The organism is Yokenella regensburgei, from assembly GCF_051486985.1.
Lineage (GTDB): Bacteria > Pseudomonadota > Gammaproteobacteria > Enterobacterales > Enterobacteriaceae > CBFFRJ01.
Genome location: NZ_JAHVDV010000022.1, coordinates 50,139 through 66,388 on the forward strand (window position 1 = coordinate 50,139; position 16,250 = coordinate 66,388).

Here is a 16,250-nt window from a genome sequence, read left to right on the forward strand (position 1 = left end):
CTACCAACAACAAATTGAAGATCTCAGAGGCAAACCCGGCATCACTGAGAGTAATATTGTTTTTGCCCACGCCCTTGCTGGCATGGTTTACAAAGACATGGCCGCAAAAAAACCGCAAGAAGTTGAAGCATTGGTTTATCAAACCTGCCAATCAGGTATGTGAAAATTAAAGATTAATCAAAGATTGCGGTAATAGTTGCTCTGGAAACGCCGTATTCGCGCGCTAACGCACTGACACTGTTTCCATTATTCTTTTTCTCGATAATCGCTCTACGGTCTTCTGGGGCGATTATCGGCGGTCTTCCCAGCTTCTTACCTTCGGCTTTTGCCCGCAACAAACCCGCCTGGGTCCGCTCAATCAGCAGGTCACGTTCCATCTCTGCAACCGCTGCCAGCATTGACAGCAGAAGCTTACCCGCAGCGGAGGTGAGATCAGTCGTGCCAAGCTGGTGGACAATAACCTTGATGTTTCGGTCAGCCAACTTTCTGACCGTTTGCAGAACGTCAATCGCATCACGTCCCAGACGGTCTAGTTTTGCAACTACCAATGTTTCACCATCGCGGATTTTGCTGAGCATTTCAGAAAACGCTTTGCGTTGCACCGCAGGAACCTTCCCGCTAACAACATCAGTAAACCAAAAGTCGAACGTCCACCCAGCTTGTTCAAGTTCAAGACGCTGGTTCTCAGTATCCTGCTGCGATGTCGAAACACGCCCGTAGCCAAAAATCGCCATAGTCATCTCCTCATCCGGCCCCTGCCGGAAAACGGTGATGAAAATAGGATGGCCTGCCAAAAAAGCCAAGGCTAATTTTCCAACAGTGCGAAAGCACGCGATTGGAAGGTGCCGGAAAATGGTCGTTTGTTGGCGCTTAAAACGGGTGAAGACATGTTAGGCTGAAACCATCACTTCATAAGGACAACCGAAATGATTAAAGACGCGATTTTTTCACCGTGCGGTAAGTATCGCTACTCGTTATCACGTGTCTGGGACGAATCAAAACCGTATACCCTTTTCATAGGGCTAAACCCTTCATACGCCGATGCTGAGAAGGATGATCGCACCTTGAGCCGCTGCATATCGTTTGCCAAAAGCTGGGGCTACGGTGGCGTATACATGGCCAACCTGTTCGCATTCGTTCACACCCAGCGACATGAAATGATGAAAGCGTCTGATCCCATTGGCAAAGATAACGATAGCCACTTGATACGTCTTGTTAGCGGTGCAGGACTGGTTGTCGCCGCATGGGGAAATGAAGGAAGACACCTCAAACGCTCAACGACCGTCCGACAGCTATTGCCAGAGAGCACAATGTGCTTCGTCTTAAACGCTACAGGTGAGCCGAAGCACCCTTTGTATATGAAAAACGACAGTGTTCTCATACCTTTAGGTTAACATCGATAACTGCGTTCAGAATATGAACGCAGCCATATGATATATATGACTTTTCTTTAAAATGATGGTGTGCTAGCTTCTCTCCTGACACCTACCTCATGCGGTAAACCGGTCCGGGTAGGTGGAGATCACCGCTGTTTAGCGGAAGACGTCAGGATGGGAACTCTGCGTAACGTTGATTGTGGTAGGTAGGGCGCGCAAGCGTTTGATGCAGCCAAGCAGAGGGTGAAAGTAGCTATCGGCGGATTCTTGAGTAGCTTCTTTTGCGCATAATGCATCTTTCAAGAAAGGTCGTCACACCACGAGGAAGACTTGATCTTCATCTGGCAAGGGGAACCGAGCAACCTACAGGCTATCTTCTCAGATGGCCTTAGGGTTGATATGTCCGGCTTCCCCCCCGAGGAAGGGTTTACATCTTAAAGAACAAGTTATGTTTTAACATTTTTAACAATTACACTTCTCTGCTGTTTGGTGTCTTATGGCGTTCCCGTCAAAAGTAAACCTGCCGTTTTTACCTCTCCTGCGTAACAACCAAACACGAACCAGAAGCTGCTAACCTTCAACGTGTTCGCGGTGTAAATGCAGCCGGATAAGTTGGGTGCGAAAAAGTGGTTCTCCTAGGTTTGGAAGCGCCCCTCTTAAGCATTGCATCCGAAAATTTCCGTGGCGGTGAGACAGTCCTTATAGAGGCAATCAGCCTCCAAAGTTAAGCGACGCGGTAAAGCTAAAGCTCGCCCAGATTTCTCATTGATTGCTCGAACTCCGCTACGCTTGTTTCAACTGGCTTCGCCAGTCACTCTAAGAGAGCGCCGCGAATTCTGCACTATGATTTCGACTACCTTCTTTAAAACACTCGCCAGAGAGCCTTACAGCGCGTTTGAACCGCATATCGCAGCTTCTGCTTACGGATGACTGTCTGATTAGCAGTAGCTTCATGGCCCAGTCCGGTTTACTTTATTGCTATCAACTAGGAGCCGCCCAAGGGCAACACGGAGATAACGCTTGAGAACCGTCGAAATACTGCAATACACCTTACGCAAAGGCAGCGGTGCCGCTTTTCACGCCATAATGCAGGAAATCAGCGTTCCCCTACACCGCCGCCACGGGATCGATGTTGTTTCGTTTGGCAACTCGCTTCATGACCCGGATTGCTATTACCTGATCCGCGCCTTTGACAGTGTTGAAAGCATGGCTGCGGCTCTTGATGCCTTTTATGCGAGTGATGACTGGCGCAATGGCCCACGTCAAGACATCATTGGCAGCATAGAGACCTGCACGAAAACAGTGATCAGCCTCCCGACGGAAAGTGTGAACGGGCTGCGGGTGCAATCGTAGGTCATATGGCTTCACCAAACGCGTTTTGAGCGTCTCCAAATTCAGCACTATGAAATCCACCACCCTTAATAAAAAACGCGCCAGAACAGTTCTGAGCGCGTTAGAGCAAGAGAGAAATTCAGGCTATTGCGGTTCTTTTCGCGATTTATTGCTCTGCTTAATCCGTAGCGCATCAGCTACCGCATCTACACCATCTTCGCAAACAAATGGAGCAACTTCCGGTAGCCCTAACGTAACGCTCTCAAGCACAGCATAGAGGGCTGCTGGCGGATGATCTTTGCTATACCGGTTCTCTGTCTCGCCAGAACCGCGGATATGTCCAACAAACTGCGCACGCGTCTCGCTGTCGATTCCAGCTTGTTTAAGTCTTGTAGAAAAGGTGTGGCGGAATGAATGGAAAGATTTCTTGCTGCCTTTTTCAAAGCCTAACCGCTCTTTGAGCAACGAGCGATTAAACCAGTCCGAAGCCTTATCGCCATATCCTTTTACAGGGTGGTAAGGAAGCTCGGGAAATAAACGTTCATGGCCTGCTTTCTTCAATGCTTCGCAATAGCGGACTAATCCAAGTTTGATCAATGTCGGATGCAACGGTATTTTCCGTCGCGAATGAATAGTTTTTAGCGACTGATCTGCACGCTCATTGCTAATTTCGAAGAAATAAAAACCGACAGCATCCTGCTTAATATCGTCAAGATAAAGCTGACATAACTCATTTATCCTCGCGCCGGTAAAAAAACCAATTAGCGGTAGCCAGTAATGAAATGCACGATAATGATGGAATTGCCCCTGACTGTTTTTATCGACAGTCCCACGTTTATACCAAGGCATACCAAAAATAGCGTTTAAATCCTCATCAGTGAAATCAGATTTGAAATCCTGATCCATCTTTTCATTTTCAACAGGTGCAAAGAATTTATTCGCAGGAGACTTAATAAAAATGCCTTCTCCATCAGCCCACTGGAAAGCCTCGAAGAGAATTCGCATATATTTACGAACGGCATTATCGCTCATTAGGGGGTCGCCATTCTCTTTTGCCTTGGCAATCAATTCATGAGCATCATTGATTTTGTATCTTATTTTCGCCAGATCGCGCCTTGCAGGTATCGACCTTAGTAAGCTCTCATACTTACGGAGGAAGTCACGGTCAACTTTTTCAAGCGTTGAATCACCCATGACTTCAAGGAGTAAGCCAAAACCTTCCCGGACTCGATTCTCTGCCTTTTCCGTGAATTTCCCCCCGCGCTTGTAGCGAATATATTTTTCACATAACTCGCTCATTTTCACTGAGTAGTATTTACGATTTACATATTCATTATCCGGTATCGATGAGGGCAATAATACAGGGGTAATTGCTTTTGGTTTCTCTGGCATGACTGGAGAAACTGCGGTGCTATGTGACAGCCAAAATAATCGTAAGCGCTCGGCTTGAACACGATGAATCATCAATGAATTAGGCGAGATTTCGACACCGGGAAAGTCAACGAACCAAGCGGCTTTGGATGAAGCCTCTGAAGATTTAAATGCGGTTTCTGCATCCAGCGGCTCGCCAGCGATCATCTGACGTAATATACGTGATGAAACCAAGGGCTGAACATAACCGCTCAGAGAGCCTCTGATCCCGATGTTAATGGCACTATCGATGATAAATCCTGAAGCCTCAGGATCATCCTTATCAACGAGTGAAAGATCTTCTACATAGTAGGCAGGACGCCCATCAGCAAGCCAAAAAAGTGGGATATTCGTATCAAGTAGTCGCTGCGCCACTTGTTGCAGGGAAGCGCTCGTTAAACCGCAAAATTCAGCGAGGCTGATCATTCCTTCGCCAGCCAAAGCAGGCGCACTGCTTACCAACTTTTCTCTATCCAATTTTTGATACTCACCCAGACATCGCTGCCAGACAACCAATAAACCTGCGGCAATCGCTCTCGCTTTTCTGATGTCGTTTGTTTCTGTTGAAGCGTGAATCTCACGCTGTCCCGTGTAGAGACGGTATCGGGCGGGAACTGCAATACGGACAACATAAATACCGCTGCTACGGCGATACAGATTATCACGTTGAGCCATCGGCTGTATGACCTCTATGTAGTAGAGGCTACACGATTTCACTCTGAATGAATTTAATATTAATTAAATCAATAAGATAGAAGTGACTGGTGCCGATAATAGGAGTCGAACCTACGACCTTCGCATTACGAATGCGCTGCTCTACCAACTGAGCTATATCGGCCCTGAGAGGGGCGGATTCACGATAGTGAACCACGGGGCAAAAGAGTAGATCCAACAGAGTGATGCGTCAATGCCCTTGCGAATCAAATGGCTACTTTTGCATCACCCTGCGGTTATTCAGGCACGAATAGTATCATCGCCAAAGCCAATCCACTTATAGGTGGTCAGCGCTTCAAGCCCCATCGGGCCGCGGGCGTGCAGCTTCTGGGTGCTGACCGCCACTTCTGCGCCAAGGCCAAACTGACCGCCGTCGGTAAAGCGCGTGGAGGCATTAACGTACACAGCGGATGAGTCCACTTCATTAATAAAGCGGTTTGCATTGCTGAGGGTACGCGTGAGGATGGCGTCAGAGTGCTGGGTACCGTGCTCGCGGATGTGCGCGATAGCATCGTCCAGATCGGCCACCATTTTCACATTGAGATCAAGCGACAGAAACTCATCGTCATACTCCTCCGCTTTAACTGGCACAACCGAAGCCGGGCCGGACTGGAGTACTCTGAGCGACGGCGCATCCGCATGCAGCGTCACGCCGCTTTGCGCCATCTGCGCGCTCAGTGCAGGCAGGAAACTTTCTGCGATGCTCTGATGCACCAACAAGGTTTCAACCGTGTTACAGGTGCTTGGGCGCTGCGTCTTGGCGTTAACGATAATCTTCAGCGCCGGGGTTATCTCAGCGGAATCATCGACGAAGATATGGCATACGCCGATACCGCCGGTTATAACCGGAATGGTGGACTGTTCGCGACACAGCTTATGCAAACCTGCCCCGCCACGCGGAATGAGCATGTCGATGTATTTATCCATGCGCAGCATTTCATTGACCAGCGCGCGATCCGGGCTCTCAATGGCCTGCACCGCACCGGCTGGCAGACCGCACTCTTCCAGCGCCTGCTGAATCACGTTAACCGTCGCGGCGTTGGTCCGCCAGGTCTCCTTCCCGCCGCGAAGAATCGCTGCGTTGCCCGTTTTCAGGCACAACGAAGCGACATCTACGGTCACGTTCGGGCGCGCTTCATAAATCACACCGATTACGCCGAGCGGCACACGGCGACGTTCAATGCGCAGGCCGCTGTCCAGCAGGCCACCATCGATAACCTGCCCTACCGGGTCGGCCAGACTACAGACCTGTCGCACGTCGTCGGCAATCGCTTTCAAACGGGCGGGGGTCAACGCCAGACGATCAAGCATTGCATCGCTCAGGCCATTACGACGAGCCTCCAGCACGTCCTGCTCGTTTGCGAGCAGGATCTCTTCGGTCCTCGCCTCAAGATAGTCAGCCATCTTTTCCAGCGCGCGGTTTTTTTCGCGGCTGGAAAGCAGCGCCAGTTTGTACGACGCGGCTTTGGCAGCCATGCCCATTTGTTCCAGCATACTTCTGCTCCTTAACGGATGATCATGTCATCACGATGCACAGCGACCGGCCCGTACTCATAGCCGAGGATGGAATCAATTTGCTGTGAGTGATGACCGGCAATACGGCGCAATGCGTCACTGTTATAACGGGTGACGCCGTGAGCGATATCACGGCCTTCGAGGTTACGGATACGAATCACTTCACCACGGGAGAAGTTACCTGTCACGCTTTTAATCCCTTTAGGAAGCAATGAACTCCCCCGCTCCAGGATGGCCGCGGTAGCTCCCTCATCCACGCTTATCTCGCCCGCAGGGGGCGCGCCAAAGATCCAGCGTTTACGGTTCTCAAGAGGAGAGGCCTGAGGATGAAAACGGGTCCCGACCGGTGTACCTTCCATCACATCGCCAATCACGCCCGGTTTGCTGCCTGCTGCAATCACCGTTTCGATGCCCGCGCGGCAGGCAACATCGGCAGCCTGTAGCTTAGTGCCCATACCCCCGGTGCCAAGGCCCGAAACGCTGTCCCCTGCGATTGCACGCAGCGCATCGTCGATGCCATAGACGTCTTTGATGAGTTCAGCTTCCGGGTGGTTACGCGGATCGGCGGTAAAGAGACCTTGCTGATCGGTCAGTAATAAGAGCTTATCGGCTCCGGCCAGAATAGCCGCCAGCGCGGAAAGATTGTCGTTATCGCCAACTTTGATTTCAGCCGTAGCAACAGCATCGTTTTCATTTATTACAGGAACAATATTGTTATCGAGCAGTGCCCGCAGGGTGTCACGGGCGTTGAGGAAACGTTCCCGGTCTTCCATGTCTGCGCGGGTTAGCAGCATTTGCCCAATATGGATGCCGTAAATAGAGAAAAGCTGTTCCCAGAGTTGAATCAGGCGGCTTTGGCCCACGGCAGCCAGCAGCTGTTTGGAGGCAATAGTGGCGGGCAGTTCCGGGTAACCCAGGTGCTCACGCCCGGCGGCAATGGCGCCAGAGGTAACGATAACAATGCGGTGCCCTGCGGCGTGTTGTTGCGCGCACTGGCGCACCAGTTCAACGATGTGGGCGCGGTTCAGGCGGCGTGAGCCCCCGGTTAACACACTGGTGCCTAGTTTCACCACCAGCGTCTGGCTGTCACTCATGTTTCTCTGCCGTTCAACGTGTAAGAAAAAAAGGAAACAGCCTTTGTAACAGGATCGGCAGCAACTTCCAACTGTGACTTTTCACAACATAAGAATTTCCTTGAGGCCAATCAGAAAGTTTACTTACAAAACTTGACGTTTTTATTACAGACCAGATAAAACACGGTTTCTAAAAAATAAATAAGAATTGTCATAAATCTTTAATTCACAGACGTTAAAAACTCACCTGAATTTTTCAAGTGAGCGGCGACGCTCGGTGAATCGAAGCGCGTTAATTAAAAATAAATCAGGAAACATAATGAAAAAAACTACTTTGGCATTAATGATGATTGGCGTTGGCGTTGTTTCTGCATCTTCACAAGCCGCGGAAATCTACAACAAGAACGGTAACAAACTGGATCTGTACGGCAAAATCAAAGCTCAACACTACATGAGCGACGATGCTTCTCAGAACGGTGACAAAACCTATGCGCGTCTGGGTTTCAAAGGCGAAACGCAGATCAACGATCAAATGACCGGTTTCGGTCGTTGGGAAACGGAATTCGCCGGCAATGCGGACGAAAGCAACTCCACTCAGAAAACCCGTCTGGCCTTTGCTGGTCTGAAGGTGAAAACGCTGGGTTCAGTCGATTACGGTCGTAACCTGGGTATTCTGTACGACGCAGCTGCGGTCACCGATATGTTCCCTGAATTCGGCGGCGATTCACTGACCCGTACCGACAACTTCATGACCAAACGTACCACTGGCGTTGCAACCTACCGTAACACCGACTTCTTCGGCGCAGTTGACGGCCTGAACCTTGGCCTGCAGTACCAGGGTAAAAACGAATCTGGTCGTTCTGCCTCCAAACAGAATGGCGACGGCTTCGGTGGTTCTCTGTCTTACAACTTCGGCGGCAGCCCGTTCACCGTAGTGGGTGCCTACGCGAAGTCTGACCGTACCATTGCTCAGGAAGCGCAGCAGTTTGCCTTCGGCAGCGAAAATGCGGAAGCATGGGCCACTGGCGTGAAGTTTGACTCAAATGGCGTGTACCTGGCTGCCATGTACGGCGTATCGAAAAACATGACCCCGATTGGAAGCCGCGGTTTTGCTAACACTGCTGACAACTTTGAAGCGGTTGCGCAGTATCAGTTCGACTTCGGTCTGCGTCCGTCCGTGGGCTACGTACAGACCAAAGGCCACGACATCGAAGGTTACGGCGACCAGGATCTGGTTAAGTACATCGATGTGGGCGCAACTTACTACTTCAACAAAAACTTCTCCGCAATGGTTGATTACAAAATTAACCAGATCGACGAAGATGCCTTCACCCGTCTGGTTGGTATCAGCACCGACGACGTGGTTGCAGTGGGCGTGACTTACCAGTTCTAAGTCAGGCTGGCATAAAAAAACGCCCTTCATCTCTGAAGGGCGTTTTGCTTTTATCCGGCTCTGGAACAGATCAGGCGCTGAGTTTAACGTCGTCAGCAAAGTTCTCCGCAGGCTCCAGTTTCAGTTCAAGCGTCGCCAGCATGTCGCGTGCCCGACCATGAAAATCTCGCAGCGTTTTTTCAAGCCTTTCGGTGACTTCTGAATCTTTAATCGTGGTGGGTTTCCATTCCCCTTCTTTATCAAACAGCCCGAAATGGTAGCTGTAAGTAAAGCGGTCCTCCTGCGCTTCCATCTCCATCCACCAGCCCCAGAACTCGCGTTTTTCAGGTGCTGGCTTTACATTGACGCATACGGCCAGGCAATCGAAAAAAAAGCGATTATCGACACACTGCTCTTCCCGAATATAGGGGCCAAGCGCGGTAAACTTCTTTATGAGTCTGCTCTTCGGATGTCCACTCGGTAACGTCATTGCGATCTCCTTTTATGATGCAACTGTTTTACCAAACAAATAGAAATTAGCAATCTATTAACGTAATCGATTACTGATCCACCCCGTGATATCGCAAAGGGCCTTATCAAAATTGCGATAAACCGGTTTAAACGGGATCTCCAGCAGCTTACCGTCTGCAGATGACGAGGTGATTAAACGTGACTCCTCTTCCGGGCTAAAAGGATCGTCTTTCCAGTAACCTGAGAGCATCGGCGTCGGGCATCGGCGGCCCAGCAGACCCTGCGTTTTCAGGGAGTAGCGATTCAATTCAATATAGAGAGCCTCGTCGGACGCATCATGCATGCCAAGGCGGCTGGCGAGTACATCCATATACATCTCCGGGATCCGCCCCAGCAGTTGAGGGTTAGCCATCAGCGCATGGACAACCGGCCCCAGACAAGCCACGGCCTTCAGCCGGGGCGACTCAAGGTAGCCCAGTCGAACCGCCACGTTTGCGCCAAAGCGGAAGCCAAACGCGGCAACCCGGGTATGATCGACCCACGGAATATTGGGCAGCGCTTGTAACACATGCTGATGCAGCAGGCTGGAGTCCTGCGTCAGCTTCCACCTGGATGAGAAGCCAACAGAGGGCATATCCAGCGTCAGCATCGCCATGCCCTGCGGGGCAAAATAGCGCTCATACAAGGTGTAATAATCGCTCTGCAGATGATCCAGACCGCCGCACATTAAGATGGTCGGGAACGGCCCGTCGCCCTCAGGCATATGCAAAAAACCTGTCACCGGTGAACCGCCAGGGATAGCAAACTCCATTTCGCGCATTTTACCCGGCAGGCGTTGCGCCGCCTCTTCATAGGCTCGATTCGCCAGCGCCTGCGCCTGATCGGCCAACGCATCGCCTTTGATGTGCGGGTAGGCGGCAATGCTGTAAAGGTTGGAAGCATGCAGCCAGTGGCGACCGCTCAGGGTCGTATCCTGCTCCTGATTTGCCTTCTGCTGCCAGAGCATCGCCTGAGTTGACCACTCGTAAATCCAGTTTCCACCCCGATACCCCACTACCGTGTCGTAAAGATCCGGCCTGGTACGCTCGGCGTCACTCATCACGATGCGGGATTGCACGTCCATGATTTCGCGCGGGTCCACACCGCGCCAGACCCACATCAAACGGTTGAGCATCCGGTACCACTGCGGGGCATTACTGCCATCCAGGGCGGAGTCGATGTGAGGTTGTGTGCCCCGGTTAAACCGACGCACCAGAGTTGAGGTTTCCGGGTGCTTAAACCGGGGTTTAAATAAGGTTTCGCTGAGGTTAGCTTGTGCCATTTACGCAGCCTCCATGAGTACGTCACTGAGACTATTGTAACCCGCTTAGCGCTAAAATGAACAACGCCCGGCAAAGCCAGGCGTTGGAGGAGTGCAACGGTGTGATTAACGTGAGGAGATCGGCGGTACGAAGACCACGCCCATATCCCACGGCTGCTCAATCCAGGTATCCTGAGGAATATCAATCACATAATCATCAACCAGCGGACGACCTGCAGGTTTCGCGAAAATGGTCACGAAATGGGCTTTTGGGTACATTTCGCGGATGGCAACCGCAGTACCACCGGTATCTACCAGATCGTCGATGACGATAAAGCCTTCACCATCACCTTCTGCGCGTTTAAGAATTTTCATCTCACGCTGATTGTCGTGGTCATAGCTGGAGATGCAAACGGTATCAACATGACGAATACCCAGTTCGCGGGCCAGTAACGCCCCCGGAACCAGACCGCCACGGCTAACGGCGATAATGCCTTTCCACTGCTCAGACGGCATAAGGCGGTTTGCCAGTTTACGTGCATGAATCTGCAACATGTCCCAGGTGACGACGTATTTTTCGCTCATGTGAAGTGTCCCAGCCTGTGTATCTACGGCTTAAAAAGTGTTCTACGGGGAAATAGGTTGCGCGAGATTATAGAGATCTGACGCGCTAAAAACCAGTGCTACCCGGCATCAATAGGGCTTTTTACGCGACGCGTACTAACAGGAGGGGAATTAAGTGGTATTCTCAGGACCATCTCGCAAGCCTGTCTTGTGATGTCCGTTTATTTAACCCAATGGCCTGCAACGTCTGTTTCGCAGGCCTATCGAAGGAGACTCATCGTGTCTGAATTGTCTCAACTGTCGCCACAGCCGTTGTGGGATATTTTTGCCAAAATCTGTTCCATCCCCCACCCCTCTTACCATGAAGAGCAGCTTGCTGAGCATGTGATGAGCTGGGCGAAAGAAAAAGGCTTGCATGCAGAGCGCGATCAGGTCGGCAATATTTTGCTGCGCAAACCGGCCACCGCAGGGATGGAAAACCGTAAACCAGTGGTACTGCAGGCCCACCTCGATATGGTGCCGCAGAAAAACAACGACACCGAACACGACTTCACCAAAGATCCGATTCAGCCATACATTGATGGCGAGTGGGTAAAAGCCCGCGGCACCACGCTGGGCGCGGATAACGGCATCGGTATGGCCTCCGCACTGGCGGTCCTGGCGGACGACAGCGTCGAGCACGGCCCGCTGGAAGTGCTGCTGACAATGACCGAAGAAGCCGGAATGGACGGTGCGTTCGGGCTGCAGGCAAACTGGCTGCAGGCCGACATTCTTATCAACACCGACTCCGAAGAAGAAGGCGAAATCTATATGGGTTGCGCCGGTGGTATTGATTTCATTACCACCCTGCCGCTCTCTCGCGAAGCGATTGCTGCTGGCTCCCGGACGTTCAAACTGACGCTAAAAGGGCTCAAAGGCGGCCACTCCGGTGGGGATATCCACTTAGGTCTAGGCAATGCGAATAAGCTGCTGGCCCGTTTCCTGGTCGGTCATGCTGCAGAACTGAATCTGCAACTGGTGGACTTCAACGGCGGCACCCTGCGTAACGCCATCCCCCGTGAGGCCTTCGCCACCGTCGCCGTTCCGGCGGATAAAGCCGAACAGCTGCAAACGCTGGCGGCAACCTATCAGGGCATCCTGAAAAACGAACTGGAAATCAAAGAGAAGAATCTGGTGGTTCTGCTTGATACCGTCACCACGGATAAACAGGCGTTGACCCCGGCCTCCCGTGACGCATTCATTCAGCTACTGAACGCCACGCCAAACGGTGTTATCCGTAATTCAGACGTGGCGAAAGGCGTGGTGGAAACCTCCCTGAACGTCGGCGTGGTCACCATGCAGAATGAGAGCGTCGAAATCATCTGCCTCATCCGCTCCCTTATCGACAGCGGCAAAGATTACGTGGTGAGCATGCTGGAGTCCCTGGGGCATCTGGCGGGGGCGAAAACCGCACCGAAAGGCGGCTATCCTGGCTGGCAGCCGGACGCAAACTCCCCGGTCATGCATCTGGTGCGTGAGACCTATCAGCGTCTGTTTAACAAGACGCCGAACATCCAGATTATCCACGCCGGTCTGGAGTGTGGTTTGTTTAAAAAACCCTATCCGAACATGGACATGGTCTCTATTGGGCCAACCATCACCGGTCCGCACTCCCCGGATGAGCAGGTTCATATTGAGAGCGTTGGCCAGTACTGGACGCTGCTGACCGAGCTGCTGAAAGCCATTCCCGCGAAGTAATGCGCTAAAAAGCCGGAGGGCGTTTGCTTATCCGGCCTGCGATTTCTGCTTCAGACCTGAGCCGGATAAGTCGTCTATTCACGCGACATCCGGCTTTTTTTGTCGCGCCATATGATAATTCACGAACCGCACTCCGCGTGTCTCAACCGATTGTTGCTGCAAAACCTGAAACCCATAACGCTCAAAAAAAGGCTTCGCGGTAATACTGGCATCGACGGTGATCATTCCGTCAGGAAGCAGAACAATGAGTGCATCCAACAACGCACTGGCGACCCCCTGATGAGTAAATTCCGGCGAGACAAAAAGTAAGTCAATATAACGTTCAATAGCGGTAATAAAGCCCACCGGGCGATGGTCTGATACCGCCACACGCACCGTAGAATGCGTTAATTTTTCCTGCCAGCGTGACGCATCTATCTGCGCCCAGGCGGCAATCTGGCGCGGCGAATAATCGCGGCTGGCTGTTTCAGTGACCGCCCGCAGAAATATTTCGCACAGGTCGTCAAAATCCCTTTCTTGATAAGTTCTTATTTCCAGCATGATTATAATCCCAGTACCAGCTGTCGCTCCATTTGCGGATCAAGCAAGGTCACGTGCAGGCCTACCAGCCGCACGCCGCGACCACTGCGGCGTTCATCCCAGGCTTTACGCGCCGTCGCCAGCAAATCCTCTTTGTTAAGACGCGGCCAGATGTGCTCCTGTGTGGTGAGCTGAAAATCGGCAAATTTCAGTTTCACCCCCTGCCTGGCGATCAGCAGGTCGGGTTTCACTTTTAACAGACGGCGCTCCAGTTCAGCATAAAGATTCTCGATAATGGCTTCGCACTCTTCCCACTGGTAAATATCGTCCAGTAAGGTGCGTTCAACGCCGACGGACTTACGTAGCCGCTCGCTGCTGATCTGCCGGTCATCAATGCCCTGGCTTCGCTCCCACAATACCCGACCGAATTTCCCAAACCGTTTAAGCAGCATCGCCAGATCGCTGTTTTGCACATCTTCGCAGGTACGCAACCCTAACGTTTCCAGTTTTGCCGCTGACACCTTGCCCACGCCGGGAATTTTACTCAGTGGCAGCGTGCGTAAAAATGCCGGTACGTCGGCCGGGGTAATGACATATTGCCCGTTCGGTTTATTTAAATCAGAGGCAATCTTCGCCAGGAACTTTATCGGGGCGATACCCGCTGAAGCGGTAAGCTGCGTCTCGCGAAAAATGGTTTCGCGGATCTCCTGAGCCATTAATGTCGCGGACCCGTGGCAGTGCGGGCTGTCGGTCACATCAAGGTAGGCTTCGTCAAGGGACAGAGGTTCAATCAGGGAGGTGTAACGCGAAAAGATGTCACGAATTTGGTTTGAGGCCTCTTTGTAGGCATCAAAGCGACCGGGTAACAGGGTGAGATGCGGGCAGAGTTTTAGTGCCATAGCGGTTGGCATGGCGCTGCGTACACCAAATTTCCGTGCCGGGTAGTTGGCCGTACTGATCACACCGCGCTTAACCCGACTGCCGCCGATGGCGATCGGAATATCCCGCAGAGCAGGATTGTCTCGCATCTCCACCGCCGCAAAAAAGCAGTCCATATCGACATGTATGATCTTACGCATAAGCTCACCCTTTCCAACACTGGATAAGTATACAGCATATTAATCAGAAACGAGAAGTTACCGAAAAAACTGCCGCGTTCACCTCTGTATGCCCCGGCATGTTGTAATTGAAGGGGTTTTTATCTGACAATAATTCAGCGGGGCAGCGGGGAAAAAAAAGCAATGTAAAAACTCCACTTTCCGGCTTGCGAAAAACTACCGTGATGCTAATGTGAGCGCGCCCGAAGCAGATAAATCTGATTTCCGGGTCTCTTTTTGCCGTCCTGGCAATGTGGTATCCGCTATATCAAGGAAACAAGCAGTATGCGCAAAATCGCATTATTTATTGCGATGCTTCTGATTCCGTGCGTCTCGTTTGCCGGTTTATCCAGCAACAGTTCAACAACGCCGATCAGCAAAGAATACAAGCAGCAGTTGATGGGGTCGCCGGTTTATATCCAGATCTTCAAAGAAGAGCGTACCCTTGATCTTTACGTCAAAATGGGCGAGCAGTACCAGCTTCTGAGTAGCTATAAAATTTGCAATTATTCCGGCGGCCTGGGTCCGAAGCAGCGTCAGGGTGATTTCAAAAGTCCGGAAGGGTTTTATTCCGTTCAGCGTAGCCAGCTCAAGCCGGACAGCCGTTTCTATAAAGCCATCAACATTGGCTTTCCGAACGCCTATGACCGTGCCCATGGTTATGAAGGTAAGTACCTGATGATCCACGGTGCATGTGTGTCTATCGGTTGTTACGCGATGACGGACTCACAAATCGACGAGATCTTCCAGTTCGTGACTGCGGCACTGGTATTTGGTCAGCCAACGGTCCAGTTAAGCATTTACCCGTTCCGTATGACTGATGCGAATATGCAGCGCCACAAATATTCGACTTTTGCCAAATTCTGGCAGCAGCTCAAACCGGGATATGACTTCTTCGAACAGACGCGCAAGCCGCCGGTAGTTTCGGTGGTAGACGGGAACTATGTGGTCAGCAAGCCGCTGAGCCACGAAGTGGTTCACCCGCAGCTGGCGTCAAACTATACGCTCCCCGAGGCAAAATAACGCCCATTCACCTGGCATGATCTTGTGCCAGGTTTCATTGCCTGTCAGCGGTTGCGTGGCAATCACGGTGACCACATCGTTCGGTGTGGTTTCCCGCTGAAAATCAATTTCAATATCCTGGTCCAGCAGCGTCGCCACGCCAAAGGGGGCGCGTCGGGTGATCCAGAACAGGTTGGTTGAGCAGAACGCCATGACGTAGCGCCCATCCGACAACAGCATATTGAACACCCCCTTCTCACGCAGCTCTGTCGCCAGCGTCGCAATGTATTTAAACACCGCTTCCATATTGCCAGGCGTGCGTGGGTAACGGGTCGTCAGCTTATCCAGCAGCCAGCAGAACGCCTTTTCACTGTCGGTCTCGCCAATCGGGCGGAAATTGCCGGTCTGCAGACTCTTATAGCCCGTCAATTGCCCGTTATGGGCATAAGTCCAGTTGCGGCCCCACAGCTCACGGGTAAAGGGATGGGTATTTTCCAGCGCCACTTCGCCGCGGTTCGCCTGACGAATATGGGCTATCACCGAGCAGGATTTTATCGGGTATTCCTGCACAAGGCGCGCAATGGGGGAGTTAAAGCTGGGTTGTGGGTCCTTAAAGGTGCGACAGCCCTTGCCTTCATAAAAGGTGATTCCCCAGCCGTCTTTATGCGGACCGGTGCCGCCACCACGCTGGACCAGACCGGTGAAACTAAAGCAGATATCGGTCGGCACATTGGCGCTCATCCCGAGCAATTCGCACATACATCACCT

Annotated in this window: 15 protein-coding genes and 1 tRNA gene; 5 read left to right on the forward strand and 11 right to left on the reverse strand. The window is 51.8% G+C overall.

The window, feature by feature from the left end; translation table 11 throughout:
- Window positions 1-173 precede the first annotated feature (173 nt).
- The gene (locus KXR87_RS15685) at window positions 174-734 is read right to left on the reverse strand and encodes a recombinase family protein (protein WP_125400768.1); all 561 of its coding nucleotides are present in this window, start codon (window positions 732-734) and stop codon (window positions 174-176) included.
- Between the two features lie 192 nt (window positions 735-926).
- Between KXR87_RS15685 and KXR87_RS15690 the strand changes: the two genes are divergently transcribed.
- Both KXR87_RS15690 and KXR87_RS15695 read left to right on the forward strand, forming a co-directional pair.
- Window positions 927-1,394 carry a DUF1643 domain-containing protein gene (locus KXR87_RS15690; protein ID WP_000588536.1) on the forward strand — a complete coding sequence of 156 codons (468 nt, stop codon included), beginning with the start codon at window positions 927-929 and terminating at the stop codon, window positions 1,392-1,394.
- Window positions 1,395-2,396: 1,002 nt separating this feature from the next.
- Entirely contained in the window at window positions 2,397-2,729 is a 333-nt protein-coding gene (locus KXR87_RS15695; protein WP_437433152.1) for an NIPSNAP family protein, read from the forward strand.
- 123 nt (window positions 2,730-2,852) lie between these two features.
- Here KXR87_RS15695 and KXR87_RS15700 read toward each other — a convergent pair whose 3' ends face one another.
- The 4 genes from KXR87_RS15700 to proB all read right to left on the reverse strand — a co-directional run bounded on the left by KXR87_RS15700 (window position 2,853) and on the right by proB (window position 7,441).
- Entirely contained in the window at window positions 2,853-4,793 is a 1,941-nt protein-coding gene (locus tag KXR87_RS15700; RefSeq protein WP_437401788.1) for a tyrosine-type recombinase/integrase, read from the reverse strand.
- Between the two features lie 87 nt (window positions 4,794-4,880).
- Window positions 4,881-4,956, reverse strand: a tRNA-Thr gene (locus KXR87_RS15705).
- Window positions 4,957-5,072: 116 nt separating this feature from the next.
- The gene (gene proA, locus KXR87_RS15710) at window positions 5,073-6,326 is read right to left on the reverse strand and encodes a glutamate-5-semialdehyde dehydrogenase (RefSeq protein ID WP_437433153.1); all 1,254 of its coding nucleotides are present in this window, start codon (window positions 6,324-6,326) and stop codon (window positions 5,073-5,075) included.
- 11 nt (window positions 6,327-6,337) lie between these two features.
- Complete coding sequence (gene proB, locus KXR87_RS15715; protein WP_437433154.1) at window positions 6,338-7,441, reverse strand: glutamate 5-kinase; 1,104 nt, start codon at window positions 7,439-7,441, stop codon at window positions 6,338-6,340.
- 298 nt (window positions 7,442-7,739) lie between these two features.
- On the opposite strand from proB, the gene KXR87_RS15720 reads away from it, so the two are divergent.
- Window positions 7,740-8,813 (forward strand): porin, encoded by a 1,074-nt coding sequence (locus KXR87_RS15720; RefSeq protein WP_437433155.1) that lies wholly within the window; start codon window positions 7,740-7,742, stop codon window positions 8,811-8,813.
- Window positions 8,814-8,883: 70 nt separating this feature from the next.
- Here the strand turns inward: KXR87_RS15720 and crl are convergent, their stop codons facing one another.
- The 3 genes from crl to gpt form a co-directional block, all read right to left on the reverse strand.
- Complete coding sequence (gene crl / locus KXR87_RS15725; protein WP_437433156.1) at window positions 8,884-9,282, reverse strand: sigma factor-binding protein Crl; 399 nt, start codon at window positions 9,280-9,282, stop codon at window positions 8,884-8,886.
- A 57-nt stretch (window positions 9,283-9,339) separates the two neighbouring features.
- Window positions 9,340-10,584 (reverse strand): esterase FrsA, encoded by a 1,245-nt coding sequence (frsA, locus tag KXR87_RS15730; RefSeq protein WP_437433157.1) that lies wholly within the window; start codon window positions 10,582-10,584, stop codon window positions 9,340-9,342.
- 105 nt (window positions 10,585-10,689) lie between these two features.
- The gene (gene gpt / locus KXR87_RS15735) at window positions 10,690-11,148 is read right to left on the reverse strand and encodes a xanthine phosphoribosyltransferase (protein WP_437433158.1); all 459 of its coding nucleotides are present in this window, start codon (window positions 11,146-11,148) and stop codon (window positions 10,690-10,692) included.
- 258 nt (window positions 11,149-11,406) lie between these two features.
- On the opposite strand from gpt, the gene pepD reads away from it, so the two are divergent.
- Window positions 11,407-12,864, forward strand: a complete 1,458-nt coding sequence (gene pepD / locus KXR87_RS15740; protein WP_437433159.1) for a cytosol nonspecific dipeptidase — start codon at window positions 11,407-11,409, stop codon at window positions 12,862-12,864.
- Window positions 12,865-12,942: 78 nt separating this feature from the next.
- Here pepD and KXR87_RS15745 read toward each other — a convergent pair whose 3' ends face one another.
- Both KXR87_RS15745 and dinB read right to left on the reverse strand, forming a co-directional pair.
- The gene (locus KXR87_RS15745; protein WP_437433160.1) at window positions 12,943-13,404 is read right to left on the reverse strand and encodes a GNAT family N-acetyltransferase; all 462 of its coding nucleotides are present in this window, start codon (window positions 13,402-13,404) and stop codon (window positions 12,943-12,945) included.
- Window positions 13,405-13,406: 2 nt separating this feature from the next.
- Entirely contained in the window at window positions 13,407-14,462 is a 1,056-nt protein-coding gene (dinB, locus tag KXR87_RS15750) for a DNA polymerase IV (RefSeq protein WP_437433161.1), read from the reverse strand.
- A 303-nt stretch (window positions 14,463-14,765) separates the two neighbouring features.
- Here dinB and dpaA point away from each other — a divergent pair, with 303 nt between their 5' ends.
- Window positions 14,766-15,503: a peptidoglycan meso-diaminopimelic acid protein amidase gene (gene dpaA / locus KXR87_RS15755; protein WP_437433162.1), complete on the forward strand. Its 738-nt coding sequence runs from the start codon at window positions 14,766-14,768 to the stop codon at window positions 15,501-15,503.
- On the opposite strand, the gene KXR87_RS15760 is transcribed toward dpaA, so the two are convergent.
- Window positions 15,474-16,241 (reverse strand): class II glutamine amidotransferase, encoded by a 768-nt coding sequence (locus KXR87_RS15760; RefSeq protein WP_437433163.1) that lies wholly within the window; start codon window positions 16,239-16,241, stop codon window positions 15,474-15,476. The two genes, dpaA and KXR87_RS15760, sit on opposite strands and share 30 nt — an antisense overlap.
- Between the last annotated feature and the right edge of the window lie 9 nt (window positions 16,242-16,250).